Here is a 13,461-nt window from a genome sequence, read left to right on the forward strand (position 1 = left end):
CGGTTCCGTCGTCAGGCACCGTCCCGTACGCTGAGGGCAGATGGCGCACGGTGACGATCAGGCAACCGGTCCCGCGCTGGGGGCGACCCCGCAGGGACAACCCAGGCAGGGTCAGCCGCAGGCCCGCGCCGGGGTTGCCGGTGCCCCCACCCTGCCCGCGCACGCGCTGTCCGCCGGGGCCGTGCGGGCCGCGCTGGACGTGATGCCCCACCAGATGGCCGTGCTGGACATGCAGGGCACGATCCTGCTGTGCAACCGCGCCTGGAACGACTTCATGCGCGACAACGGCGGTGACCCCGCCACGTGCGGGCCGGGCGTGAATTACCTGCGCGTGTGCGAGAACGCCAGTGGCCCCTGCGCCGACGAGGGCCAGGAGGTCGCCAGCGGCCTGCGGCGCGTCCTGGCGCGCGAGGATGACACGTTCAGCATCGAGTACCCCTGCCACAGCCCGCAGGAGGAACGCTGGTTCCAGCTGACCGCCACGCCCTTCGACGACGGGCACACCCGTTTCCTGCTGATCACGCATGAGAACGTCACCGAGCGCCGCCACGCCGAGATCCGCGAGGCGGACCTGGACGCCGAGGTGCGGCAGGAGGTCGCGCTGCGCACCCTGACGCTGCGCAGCGAGATGGACGAACTCGACTCGTTCATCGGGTCCGTCTCGCACGACCTGCGCGCCCCCGTGCGGCACATCCAGGGGTTCCTGACCCTGCTGCGCCGCCGCCTGAATCCCCGCCTGAACGAGGAGGACCGCCGCCTGCTGAGCGTCCTCGACGGCGCCACCCAGCGCCTTCAGAGCATGATCGACGAACTGCTGAAACTGGCGCGTGTCGCCCAGACCTCGTTGCAGGTGCGGGACCTGAACCTCGCGCAGGTGGTCCTGCGGGCCTGGGCGAACATCGCCCCGGAAACCGAGGGCCGCGAGATCGAGTGGATCGCGGGGGACCTGCCGGTCGTGCGCGGCGACCCGCAACTGCTGATGCTGGCCTTCGAGAACCTGCTCAGCAACGCCGTGAAGTACACCTCGGGCCGCGAGCGTGCGCGCGTGGAAGTCGGCGCGCGCGACGGCGGCGACCACTGGGTGGTGTTCGTGCAGGATGACGGCGTGGGCTTCGACCCGCGCTACACCGAGCGGCTGTTCGGGGCGTTCCAGCGGCTGCACACCGAGCAGGAATTCTCGGGCGTGGGCATGGGTCTCGCGAACGTCAAACGCATCGTCACCCGGCACGGCGGGCAGGTCTGGGCCGAAAGTCACCCTGGTGACGGCGCGACCTTCTACATCAGCTTCCCGAAACCCACCACCCACGCGGCCACCTGATCCGGAGTCCGCATGAAACGCCCCCCCGCCTGAACAGCTGCGGGGGGGGCGGGCGTGGTCGGGGGTCAGCCCTCCGACAGGAACACGTACCGGGCGAGCAGCAGCGCCGCCACGCCGTACAGGATCGGGTGGACGCGGCGGGCCCGTCCGGTCAGGGCGTTCACGGCGCAGTACGTGATCACGCCGAAGCTCACGCCGTTGGCGATCGAGAAGGTCAGGGGCATGGCGATGATCGTCAGGAACGCCGGGAGGCTCTCGCCCAGGTCGTCCCAGTCGATGTGGCGGATGCCTTCCATCATCAGGGCGCCCACCAGGATCAGGGCGGGCGCGGTGGCCGCGCCGGGAATCGCGGCGGCCAGCGGCCACAGGAACATGCTCAGCAGGAACAGACCCCCGACCGTCACGGCGCTCAGGCCGGTGCGGCCGCCCTCACCGATACCGCTGGCGCTCTCCACGTACGCGGTGGTGGTGCTCGTTCCCATGAACGCGCCGAACATGGCGGCCAGGCCGTCCATCGCGAAGGTGCGCCGGGCGCGGGGCATGTCGCCGTTGCTGTCGAGGTACCCGGCCTTCTGCGCCAGTCCGGTCAGGGTGCCGGTCGCGTCGAAGAAATCCACGAAGAAGAACGTGAACACCACGCTCAGCAGGCCCAGCCCGAACGCCCCGGCCAGGTCGAGTTGCCCGACCAGACTGCCCGGCCAGACCGGCGTGTCGATCACGCCCAGCAGGCGACCCCCGAAGCCGGGGAAGGCCTGCATGGCGCCGTCCGGGCCGCCCGCGAACACCGGAAGTTTCAGCAGGATCGCGGCGGCCGACGTGACCAGAATCCCGATCAGCACGGCGCCGTTCACGCGGCGGCGCATCAGGGCCGCGCTGATGATCAGGCCCGCCACGGCCAGCCACGCGCCGGGCGCGCTCAGGTCACCCAGGCCCAGCAGCGTGGCGGGGTTGCTGACCACGATCCCGGCGCTGCGCAGGCCCAGGAACGCCAGGAACGCGCCGATCCCGGCGGTGATGGCGAACTTCAGGCTCAGCGGAATGGCCCGCACGATCGCCTGCCGCGCGCCCACCGCACTCAGGATCACGAACAGCGCGCCCGAGATGAACACCGCGCCCAGCGCCGTCTGCCACGGCACGCCCATGCCCTGCACGACCGTGAACGCGAAGAAGGCGTTCAGGCCCATGCCCGGCGCCTGCGCGAACGGGTAGCGGGCGATCAGGCCCATGGCGAGCGACCCGAACGCGGCGGCGATGGCGGTGGTCATCAGCAGTTGCAGCGGCGCGTTCGGAACGGTGATGGCGCTGCCCAGCACCTGCGGGTTCACGAACAGGATGTAACTCATGGTCAGGAAGGTCGTCAGGCCCGCGCGGAGTTCCTGCGGCACGGAACTCCCGGCGGCGCTGATCCCGAAGTAACGGTCCAGCGGGCGGGGCGGGCGGGTGTCGGTCGGGTGGGTCATGGGGGGCCTCCAGGGAACTGCCAGGGGAAACTGACAGGGGAACTGCGGCGTCGCGGGGCGAAACCGGAAGTCGCCATTACACCACGCCGGCCGACCGTCCAGACGTGGGCGAATGCCCCCTTCATGAAGGTGCGCCGCGCGCAGGGAGGCCCGCCGGGGGGGAGGGGCAGATGCCTGTCACGCGCCCCGCCGCTCCGCTTACACTGGGTGCAATGTCGACGGCTGGAAGCTCACGCCAGGCGCGCCGCTGCCCATGATGTGGCACGACGTGCTGACGCTCCTGAGCGGCCTGGGCGTGGCGCTCGTCGCGGCCGTCCTGCTCAGCGCCGATCTGCGCGCGTGGCCGCCCCGCCCACCCCGCGCGCGCCAGTTGACGTACGCGCTGCTGGCCGGACTGACCGGCGTGACCCTGATGCTGTACCCGCTGCCGCTGTCGTCCGGGATCTTCGTGGACCTGCGGTACCTGCCGGCCGTGCTGCTCACGCTGCTGTTCGGGCCGGGCTGGGGCACGCTGGCACTGCTGCCCGTGCTGATCATGCGCGCCGTGTTGGGCGGCGCGGGGGTCGGGCCGGCCATCATGTCGGCGCTGGCGGCGCTGCTGATCGCGGGCGTCATTCACCGCCGCGTGGGCCTGCGCCTGTTCACGCAGCCGCGACTGTGGACGCTGCTGCCGCTGATCTTCGTGTTCAACGGCGTGGGCCTGCTGCTGCAACCGGGCGGCGCGCCGCTGTTCCAGCGGGTGTACGGCCCGCTGATGCTGGTGAACGTCCTGGCCCTGAGCGCCGTGCTGCTGGTCGTGCACCTGCGCGCCCGGCACCTCGAGTCCCTGCTGGACCTGCGCCGCGCCGCGTTCACGGACGCCCTGACCGGCCTGAACAACCGCCGTCAGTTCGACCTGGATCTCGCGGAACTGGACGCCGGGCAGCACCTCGTGGCGCTGGACGTGGACTTCTTCAAGCAGGTGAACGACCGCCTGGGGCACGCGGCGGGCGACCGGGTGCTGCGCGAGGTCGCGCAGGTCCTGCTGCGCAGCGTCCGCCCGCAGGACAGCGTGTACCGCGTGGGCGGCGAGGAGTTCGCGCTGATCCTGCGCGGCCTGACGCCCGAGCAGGGCCTGATGGTCACGCAACGCTGCCTGAGCGCCGCGCAGCAGATCGACGGGGGCGGGCAACCCGTGACCCTCTCGGCCGGGTGGACCCTCACGCAACCCGACGAGCCCGGCGAGACGACCCTGGCCCGCGCGGACGCGGCGCTGTACCGCGCCAAGGCCGCCGGCCGCAACCGCGTGGAGATCGACCCCGGCACCGACCAGACGCAGGCCGTGACGCTCGCCGCCCGCCGCACCCTGGCCCTGCTGGCCCGCGACCACGACCCGGACGCCGCCGACTGGCTGGCCCTGCTGCAGGCCGCCGTGCAGGACGTTCCGGGCGCGCAGAGCGGCACGCTGTACGTCCTGAACCGCGGGGATTTCCTGCTGTGCGCCCAGACCGGGTTCAGTGACGACCTGCTGGGACAGCGGCGCTCACCGGCCAGCCTGCTGCGCTGGTACGCCGGGCCGCCCGGCGACTGGCAGGCGGGCGCGCCGCGCGTCCTGCGCGGCGAGGCGGTCCGCGTGAACACCCACGCCGCCAGCGAGGTCGAGGCGCAGGTGACCGGACAGGAGTCCTTCCGGCACCTGTCCGTGGACGGCATTCACGAGACGCTGGGCGTCCCGGTCGCCGTGGACGGCCTGGTCATGGCCTTCTTGAACCTCGACCGGGTCGCGCCCGGCCCGCCGTTCGGACCGGACGCGCAGCGCACCGCCCGCACCTTCACCGAGCAGGTCGCCGCGCTGCTGCGCGCCCGCGCCCGGCGCGTCCTGGCGGCCCGGCAGCAGCGGGAACTGGAGGCGCTCGCCCGCCTGAGCGGCACGCTGCGCGGCGCCCTCAGCACCGAGCAGGTCATCGCGGCCGTGACCGGCACCAGCCGCGCCCTGCTCGGCGCGCGCGAGATCGTGTTCCTGCAGTACGACCCGCGCGGCGACCGGCTGGTGTCCCGGCACCTGCTGGGCGTCAGCGAGACCGAGGGCCGCGTGACCCTCCCGCGCGGGCAGGGGCTCGCGTGGGCCGCGCTGGAGGGCCGCGAGACGCTGCGCGTCGTGGACGTGCGCGGCACCAGCCGCATTCACCGCCCCGCGTTCCTGACGGGCGGCGCCATGATGGCCGCGCCGCTGCACCTGCGCGGGCAACCGCTGGGCGTGGTGTGCTTCACCCGCGACGAACCCTTCGGCGCCGAGGACGCCGACCTGATCGACATCCTGACCCCGCACGTCCTCTCCGCGCTGGAACGCGCCCGAGAACGCGCCGAACTTCAGGACGCGCAGACCGGGGCGCTGCTGACCCTGGGCCTGAGCCTCGAAACGCGCGGCCTGGAACGCCCCGGCCACACCCGGCGCGTCATGGCGCTCGCCACGCGACTGGCCCGCACCCTGAACCTGGACGAACCGGCCCGCCGCGCCCTGCTGCACGGCGCGGCCCTGCACGACATCGGCCTCACGGTCGGCCCGCACGCCACGCACCCGCAGGCGGGCGAGACCCTGGCCCGGCAGGTCGGGGGGCTGCACCCGGACACGCTGGCCGTCATCCGCCACCACCACGAACGCTGGGACGGTCAGGGCTTCCCGGACGGACTGAGCGCAGAGCAGATTCCGCTGCTGGCCCGCGCCTTCGCCCTGATCGACACCCTGGACACCCTGAGCGACCCGCCCGGCGCCCAGGCGCCCCCCAGCCCGGACGAACTGTACCGGCGCGTGCAGCGGCAGGCGGGCGCGCAACTGGACCCCGCCATGACGGCCCTGCTGCCGGACCTGCTGGACCTGCCGCTCAGCCTGCCGGGCGCGGCGCCGTCCGGTGACGCGGGCTCCGGCCTGTCCGGCTGAGCGGCGCGCCGGGCTTGCATTCCGCGCGGGCCGGTGTACACTCCGGGCAGTCACCAGGGGTGCCGCGCATCTGGCGCGCGGCTGAGAGAACAGCGTGTTCAACCCTAGGAACCTGATCTGGTTTGCACCAGCGGAGGGAGAGTGACGGTTGAAGCTCACTGCTGCGGCCCCCGCGCCGCCCCAGGATCATCGGCCCCCTCCACGCACGGGAGGGGGCCGTCTTTGTTGCGCTGAAACCGCCGAACGCCTGAACGAACCCAACCTGACCCACACGCACTGAACGCGGCACGCCGCCGCTCCCGAACGCCGGGCCTCTCCGTGGCCCCGCGCGGCCTGCCCTGCTGCCCAGTGCTGCCCGGTGGCGCCGCAGGCCCCCCTCACCCTCGCCCTGTTTCTCTGCCCTGTTTCTTCGCTCTGTTTCTGCTGCGCCGCCGCGCCAGCCGGGGAGTTCCCATGACCGTTTCAGATCCGTCCGTTTCCACCCGCCGCGCCGCTGCCCAGCTCACGTCCGATCAGGCGACCGACCTGCTGTCCGGCCCGCTGCTGCCCGATTCCGACCTGACCGAGCCGTTCCCGGCCAGCCAGAAGGTGTACCTGGGCGGCACCCTGCACCCGCAGGTGCGCGTCCCGGCGCGCCGCGTGACGCTCTCACCCACGCTGGAACGCCTGGGCGACCTGACCCGCTCTGTCCCGAACGCCGCGCTGCTGCTGCCCGACACCAGCGGCCCCTTCACGGACGCGGCGCAGACCGTCGACCTGCGCCGGGGCCTCGTGACCGCCCGGCCCTGGCTGGCGGACCACGCCGCGCTGGACGCCCTGCCGGGCCGCTGCCGCCCGGAACTGGACCGGGACGGCCCGCTGCCGTTCCCGCAGGTGCCCGCCCCGCGCCGCGCCCGCAGCGGGCAGGCGGTCACGCAACTTCAGGCGGCGCGGCGCGGCCAGATCACGCCCGAGATGGAATTCGTGGCGATCCGCGAGGCGCTGCGCCAGGAGGCCGCGTTCGACCTGACGCACCAGCATCCGGGGCAGGGGTTCGGGGCGGCCACGCCGCGCGAGATCACGCCGGAATTCGTGCGCGCCGAGGTCGCGCGCGGCCGCGCGGTCATTCCCGCGAACATCAACCACCCGGAACTGGAACCCACCGTCATCGGCCGGAACTTCCGGGTGAAGGTGAACGCGAACATCGGCACCAGCATCGTCACGAGTTCCATCCAGGAGGAGGTCGGGAAGGCCGTCTGGGCGACCCGCTGGGGCGCGGACACCATCATGGACCTCTCGACCGGGCGCTTCATTCACCAGACCCGCGAGTGGATCGTGCGCAACAGCGCCGTGCCGGTCGGGACCGTGCCGATCTACCAGGCGCTGGAGAAGGTGGGCGGCGTGGCCGAGGACCTCACCTGGGACGTGTACCGCGACACGCTGATCGAGCAGGCCGAACAGGGCGTGGACTACTTCACGGTGCACGCCGGGGTGCGGCTGGCCCACCTGCCGCTGACCGTGCGGCGCCGCACCGGCATCGTGTCGCGCGGCGGCAGCATCCTCGCCAAGTGGTGCCTCGCGCATCACCGCGAGAACTTCCTGCACACGCACTTCGCCGAGATCTGCGAGATCATGGCCGCGTACGACGTGACCTTCAGCCTCGGCGACGGACTGCGCCCCGGCAGCGTCGAGGACGCCAACGACGCCGCGCAGTTCGCGGAACTGGGCACGCTGGGCGAACTGACCCGCGTCGCCTGGGACCACGGGGTGCAGACCATGATCGAGGGCCCCGGCCACGTGCCCATGCAGCTGATCCGCGAGAACATGACCCGGCAGCTCGACGTGTGCCAGGAAGCGCCGTTCTACACGCTGGGGCCACTGACCACCGACATCGCGCCCGGCTACGACCACATCACCTCCGCGATCGGCGCGGCGCAGATCGCGTGGTACGGCACGGCCATGCTGTGTTACGTCACGCCGAAGGAGCACCTGGGCCTCCCGGACCGGCAGGACGTGCGCGACGGCGTGATCGCCTACCGCATCGCCGCGCACGCCGCCGACCTCGCCAAGGGCCACCCGGGCGCGCAGGCCCGCGACAACGCCATCAGCCGGGCGCGGTTCGAGTTCCGCTGGCAGGATCAGTTCAACCTGGCGCTCGACCCGTTCCGCGCCCGCGAACTGCACGACGAGTCCCTCCCGGCCGAGGCGGCCAAGACCGCGCACTTCTGCTCCATGTGCGGCCCGCAGTTCTGCTCCATGAAACTCAGCCACGAGTTGCGCACGCCTGAGATCCTGGCCGGATTGGAAGCCAAGGCGCAGGAATTCCGCGCGCACGGCAGCGAGGTGTACCTGCCCCGCCCGGAGCAGTCCGGCGAGGAGCGGGCGTGAGGTCCGGCGGCGTGAAGCCGGGCCGCCTGTACCTCGTGGCGACCCCCCGCGCCGGGCAGCCGGAGGGCGAGTTCCTGGCCCGCGTGGCCGCCGCGCTGGACGGCGGCGTGGACACGCTGCAACTGCGCTGCAAGGACTGGGAGGCGCGGGCGTACATCGCCCTGGGTGAGCGGATGCGTGAGCTGAGTGCCGCGCGGGGCGTGCCGCTGTGGATCAACGACCGCGTGGACGTGGCCGCCGCGATCGGCGCGGACGGCGTGCACCTGGGGCAGGGGGACCTGCCGCCCGCCTGGGCGCGCACCCTCGCGCCGGGGCTGATGCTGGGCCTCAGCACGCACGCGCCCGCGCAGGCACACGCCGCACTCGCCCAGGCGCCCGCGTACATCGCGGCCGGGCCGGTCTGGGCCACGCCCACCAAACCGGGCCGCGCCGCCGCCGGACTGGAGTACGTGCGCGCCGTGGCCGACCTGAACCCACCGCTGCCCTGGTACGCCATCGGCGGCATCGACGCCCCGAACATTCACGCGGTCCTGGCCGCCGGGGCGACCCGCGTGGCCGTGGTGCGCGCCGTGCTGGACGCCCCGGACCCCGCCCGCGCCGCCGCAGAGCTGCTGGCCGCGCTGCCGCCCCTGCCCGTCACGTCCACCCCGGCCGGGGAGGCCCGCGCGTGCTCGTGAACGGCGCCGCCCACCCGCACCGCCCGCACCTGACGCTGCACGCCCTGCTGCGCGACCTGAACATCGACCCGGCGCGCGTGGCGGTGGCCGTGAACGACGACTTCTACCCCGGCGCGCAGGCCCCGGACCGACCCCTGGAGGAAGACGATGTCATCGAGATCGTTCGCATCATCGGCGGCGGCTGAACCCGCCCACACTGCGCCTGCCGACCCGTTCAGGCTGGGCGGGCGCACCTTCACGTCCCGGTTGCTGCTGGGCACCGGCAAGTTCCGTGACTTCACGGTCATGCGCGCCGCGCTGGAGGCCAGCGGCACGCAGATCGTCACGGTCGCCGTGCGCCGCGTCGAACTGAACGCCCCCGGTCACGCGGGCCTGCTGGACGCCGTGGACTGGGACCGTTACCAGCTGCTGCCGAACACCGCCGGGTGCCGCACCGCCGACGAGGCCGTGCGGGTCGCGCGGCTGGCCCGCGCCGCCACCGGCACCAACTGGGTGAAACTGGAAGTCATCCCCGACGCCCGCCACCTGCTGCCCGACCCGGTCGGCACGCTGCGCGCCGCCGAGACGCTGGCCGCCGACGGGTTCACGGTCCTGCCGTACGTGCAGGCGGACGCCGTGCTGGCCCGCGCGCTGGAGGCCGCCGGGTGCGCGGCCGTCATGCCGCTCGCCAGTCCCATCGGCACCGGGCGGGGCCTGCGCGCCCCCGAACTGCTGCGAACCGTGCTGGACGGCGCGCAGGTGCCCATCATCGTGGATGCCGGGCTGGGCGTGCCCAGCGACGCCGCGCAGGCCCTGGAACTCGGCGCGGACGCCGCGCTGCTGAACACCGCCGTCGCCGAGGCCCGCGACCCGGAACGCATGGCGTACGCCTTCGCGCTGGGCGTGCAGGCGGGCCGGGCCGCCTTCCTGGCCGGGCGCATGCTGCCCCGCGATCACGCCAGCCCCAGCAGCCCACCCGAAGGTGCGGTGCGCCTGCCCGACCCGGAGGTACCCGACCCGGAGGGACCCCTGTGACCGTGGCCGGAACGCCGGACGTGATCGTGGTGGGCGGCGGCCTGATCGGCGCGGTCACGGCCTTCACCCTCGGCCGCGCGGGCCTGCGCGTGACCGTGCTGGACGCCGACCGGCCCGGCGCGGCGTGGCGGGCCGCCGCTGGCCTCCTCACCCCGGACGGCGAGCGCCTGCGCGGCACGCCCCTGCACGCCCCCGCCCTGAGCAGCCTGCGCGCGTGGCCCGAGCTGGCCCGCGCGCTGGAGGCCGCGAGCGGCGTGAACGTCGCGTACCGGCCCGGCGTGACCCGCCTGCGCGCCGGTGGGGGAGAGGACCGCACGCCCGGCGAGGCGTCCCTGTACCCGCCGGGTGTCGTGCAGGCCGCGCGGCACGCTCTGCCCGTCGTCCGCGCCCGCGTGACCCGCCTGACCCCGCTGCCGGGAGCGGGCGTGCGCGTCCACGCCGACGCGGGTGACGGAACGGGTGACCGTGTGGGCACCTGGGACGCCCGGCACGTCATCCTGGCCGCCGGTGCCTGGAGCGGCGCGTTCGGCCTGCCCGTGCAGGCGCAGTGGGGTCAGGCGCACCTGCACGCCGTCCCGGACCAGCGCTCCCCCGACCAGCACTGCCCGGCCCGCTATGGCCCACCCACCCCCGGTTTCTCCCGCTACCTGCTGGGCCGCCCGGACGGCGTGTACGTCGGCGCGACCGCCCGCCCCGCCCGCCACCCTGCCGACAGCCACCCCGCCGATCCCGCCTGCCTCCGGCCGGACCGGCACGCGGACCGCTGGCTGCGCGGCGTGGCCCGCCAGCTCGCACCGGACCTCCCGGCTGGCCCTGGCCCCCGCACGCTGCTGGGCCTGCGCCCCGTCACCCCGGACGGACAGCCCATCGTCGGCCCGCACCCGGACCCGCGACTGGCCCGCGCGGGCGTGATCGTCGCCACCGGGCACGGACGGCACGGCGCGCTGCTGGCCCCCGCCACCGCGCAGGCCGCCCTGCACCTGCTGCTCGGGGTCCCCGCATGACTCACCCGGACAGGACTGGCCCGCCCGTGGCCCTCACCATCGCCGGGTCTGACTCCGGCGGCGGCGCCGGCATCCAGGCGGACCTGAAAACCTTCGAGGCGCACGGCGTGTACGGCGCGAGCGTCCTGACCCTGATCACCGCGCAGAACACCGTCGGCGTGCAGGCCGTCCACGCCCTCCCGCCCGACCTGATCGCCGCGCAGATCCGCTCGGTTCTCAGCGACTTCCCGGTCGCGGCCATCAAGACCGGCGCCCTCGGCACCGCCGAGGCTGTCCACGCCGTCACCCGCGCCCTGCACGACTGGCACGGCCCGCTGATCCTGGACCCCGTCATGATCGCCAAGAGCGGCGACTCCCTCCTCGACCCGGCCGCCCTGCACGCCCTGATTCACCACCTGCTGCCACGCGCCGCCCTGATCACCCCGAACCTCCCGGAATGGGACGCCCTGACCCGCGCCGGCCTCCACCCCACCGCGCCCGTGCTGCTCAAGGGCGGTCACGCCGCCCACGCCGGGCAGCCCACGCCCACCGTCACCGACGAACTGCGCCTCCCCGGCCAGCCCACCCTGACCCTCAGTGCCCCCCGCCAGCCCACCCGGCACACGCACGGCACCGGCTGCACCCTCTCGGCCGCCATCACCGCCCACCTCGCCCTCGGGCACGCCCTCCCGGTCGCCGTGACCCGCGCGCACGCCTACCTGCAACGCGCCCTGCACGCCGCACCCGGCCTCGGCGCAGGCCACGGCCCCCTCGGCCACCGGCAGGCCGGTCAGGCAGAGGGTGAGGATCAGGCAGGTGTGGACAGGAACGCCGGGCTGCCTGCCTGAAACGCGGCCCTTCCCGCCGACCGGGCGTGCCCTGCCCCGGACGCGCGGCCCGCCCGGCGCAACTGCGGACGACAACGCGCGGCCCCCGTGCTATGCCTGGGGTTCAGACTTCTCCTGCCCGCGCACCGGATCAGGTCTGGCCGGTGCCCGTCCTGCCTTCATCCCACCTGCCGCTTCGTTCCGACACTCCCCGGAGGTGAACCCGGATGCATTCCCTGCAACGTGGCCAGCGCGTCCCGCTGACCCAGATGGTCGGTGCCGCGACCCACCTGACCCTGCGCGTCCACCTGCCCGGCCTGAACGCCCCGGACATCAGCGTGTTCGGCCTGGACGCCGAGCGCAGGCTCAGCGACGACCGTTACTTCGTGTTCTACAACCAGCCGGCCAGTCCGGAACGGGCCATCGTGCTCAACAGCCCGGCCGGATCGTTCCGTGTCGATCTGGACCGGGTGCCCGTTCAGGTGCACCGCCTGCTGCTGGCCGCCACCAGCGACGACCAGCCCTTCAGCGCCCTGGGAGGGGGCCGCGTGACGCTGGAAGCTGATCCGCACACGGGCCTGACGTTCGAGCTGAGCGGCACCCTGTTCGATCAGGAGCAGGCCGTGATGCTGCTGGAAGTCTACCGGCACCAGGGCGAGTGGCGGGTATCGGCCGTCGCTCAGGGCTTCGCGGGTGGGTTGCAGGCACTGCTGGAAAGTCTGGGCGGCGAGGTCGCCGGTGAGCCTGACGGTGCCAGTGGCGCGCCTGCCGCCTCACTGGCCCCGACCAGCGAACCCTCACCTGCCACGGACGTGTGGGTGCCGCTGACGGGCGCGGCCCAACCGGGCGCCGCGCCGCAGACCGGGGCGCACACCTGCCGCCGCTGCGGGAAAACCCCGAACCTGTTCAGCCGGGGTCGCCTGGACACGCGCGGCTGGTGCCGCACCTGCGTGCAACAGGAGCAGGAGGCGCTGGGGCACTTCCGGACCCGGTTCCTGGCTGCCTGCGCGGACGGCATCATGGAAGCCCACGAGTGGCAGGACCTGCAGGCCACCGTGACCCGCTCGGGCCTGGACGCCCGCCGCGCCCTGGAATTCGTGCGTTCCGACGCGCTGCACCTGTTGGAACGCACCGCCGCCCTGGCACGCGCCGACGGCGTGATCACCGATCAGGAACTGGAAGCCTTCGAACGCCTGGCCCGCCTGCTGGACGTTCCGGCGTCCATGCTGAGCCGACTGCGCGCCGACCTTCAGGAACTCCGCCTTGCCGCCAGCATCCGCGCGGGGCACCTGCCGGTCATTCAGACGACCCTGATCCTGGACGCCGCCGAGGTCGCGCACCTCGAGATTCCCGCCACCTTCCGCCACGTCACGGCGACCCGCACGCGTGACATTCCGGGCCGCCTGATCCTGACCAGCCGCCAGTTGCATTTCGTGAGCGGCGAGGGGGGCTGGAACGTGCAGTACGGCAAGGTCCTGAGAATCGAGGAACTTCCGGACGGCGTGAACCTCGAACTCGGAGTCCGCAAGGGTAGCGGCGTGTACCACGGCGTTCCCAGTCCCGTCCTGCTGGGCGCGAGTCTGGACGCCCTGGTCCGCCTGCACAAGCGCCTGATGCTGACCCCGCAGACCGAGAAGGCTTCGCGCAGCATCCCGCAGGCCGTGAAACTCCAGGTCTGGCAGCGCGATCAGGGACGCTGCGTGCAGTGCAATGACAGCAACTACCTCGAGTACGATCACGTCATTCCCTTCAGCCTGGGCGGGGCCAGCACCCTCAACAACCTGCAACTGCTCTGCCGCCGCTGCAACCTTCAGAAAAGCAACCGCCTCTGATACAGTAGTCCGGAAGATTTCAGGCCGCCTTGACACCGATGGTCAGCAGCTCGTCGATCAATTTCC

At 73.1% G+C, this 13,461-nt stretch carries 10 protein-coding genes and 1 riboswitch; of the genes, 9 read left to right on the top strand and 1 reads right to left on the bottom strand.

What is annotated here, in order from left to right; translation table 11 throughout:
* The first annotated feature begins 40 nt into the window (after nt 1-40).
* Nucleotides 41-1,318: a sensor histidine kinase gene (locus IEY70_RS11395; protein ID WP_189065137.1), complete on the top strand. Its 1,278-nt coding sequence runs from the start codon at nt 41-43 to the stop codon at nt 1,316-1,318.
* A 65-nt stretch (nt 1,319-1,383) separates the two neighbouring features.
* On the opposite strand, the gene IEY70_RS11400 is transcribed toward IEY70_RS11395, so the two are convergent.
* A complete protein-coding gene (locus tag IEY70_RS11400; protein WP_189065138.1) occupies nt 1,384-2,778 on the bottom strand; it encodes an NCS2 family permease in 1,395 nt (464 codons plus the stop codon).
* A gap of 253 nt (nt 2,779-3,031) precedes the next feature.
* On the opposite strand from IEY70_RS11400, the gene IEY70_RS11405 reads away from it, so the two are divergent.
* From IEY70_RS11405 to IEY70_RS11440, 8 genes are all read left to right on the top strand, one after another.
* Nucleotides 3,032-5,695 (top strand): diguanylate cyclase domain-containing protein, encoded by a 2,664-nt coding sequence (locus IEY70_RS11405; RefSeq protein ID WP_189065139.1) that lies wholly within the window; start codon nt 3,032-3,034, stop codon nt 5,693-5,695.
* A gap of 45 nt (nt 5,696-5,740) precedes the next feature.
* A riboswitch (TPP riboswitch) is annotated at nt 5,741-5,852 on the top strand.
* A gap of 296 nt (nt 5,853-6,148) precedes the next feature.
* Nucleotides 6,149-8,062 carry a phosphomethylpyrimidine synthase ThiC gene (gene thiC / locus IEY70_RS11410; protein WP_189065140.1) on the top strand — a complete coding sequence of 638 codons (1,914 nt, stop codon included), beginning with the start codon at nt 6,149-6,151 and terminating at the stop codon, nt 8,060-8,062.
* Nucleotides 8,059-8,739: a thiamine phosphate synthase gene (gene thiE / locus IEY70_RS11415; RefSeq protein WP_189065141.1), complete on the top strand. Its 681-nt coding sequence runs from the start codon at nt 8,059-8,061 to the stop codon at nt 8,737-8,739. Before thiC ends, thiE begins: the two co-directional genes overlap by 4 nt.
* Nucleotides 8,736-8,924, top strand: coding sequence for a sulfur carrier protein ThiS (thiS, locus tag IEY70_RS11420; RefSeq protein WP_308425521.1), 189 nt, complete (start codon nt 8,736-8,738; stop codon nt 8,922-8,924). The genes thiE and thiS overlap by 4 nt, the downstream gene beginning before the upstream one ends.
* Nucleotides 8,887-9,753, top strand: coding sequence for a thiazole synthase (locus IEY70_RS11425; protein WP_189065143.1), 867 nt, complete (start codon nt 8,887-8,889; stop codon nt 9,751-9,753). Before thiS ends, IEY70_RS11425 begins: the two co-directional genes overlap by 38 nt.
* Nucleotides 9,750-10,757, top strand: coding sequence for an NAD(P)/FAD-dependent oxidoreductase (locus tag IEY70_RS11430; protein ID WP_229777874.1), 1,008 nt, complete (start codon nt 9,750-9,752; stop codon nt 10,755-10,757). The genes IEY70_RS11425 and IEY70_RS11430 overlap by 4 nt, the downstream gene beginning before the upstream one ends.
* Nucleotides 10,754-11,584, top strand: a complete 831-nt coding sequence (thiD, locus tag IEY70_RS11435) for a bifunctional hydroxymethylpyrimidine kinase/phosphomethylpyrimidine kinase (RefSeq protein ID WP_189065144.1) — start codon at nt 10,754-10,756, stop codon at nt 11,582-11,584. Before IEY70_RS11430 ends, thiD begins: the two co-directional genes overlap by 4 nt.
* A 206-nt stretch (nt 11,585-11,790) precedes the next feature.
* Entirely contained in the window at nt 11,791-13,395 is a 1,605-nt protein-coding gene (locus IEY70_RS11440) for a TerD family protein (RefSeq protein ID WP_189065145.1), read from the top strand.
* Nucleotides 13,396-13,461: the final 66 nt, after the last annotated feature.

This window comes from Deinococcus seoulensis (genome assembly GCF_014648115.1).
GTDB lineage: Bacteria > Deinococcota > Deinococci > Deinococcales > Deinococcaceae > Deinococcus > Deinococcus seoulensis.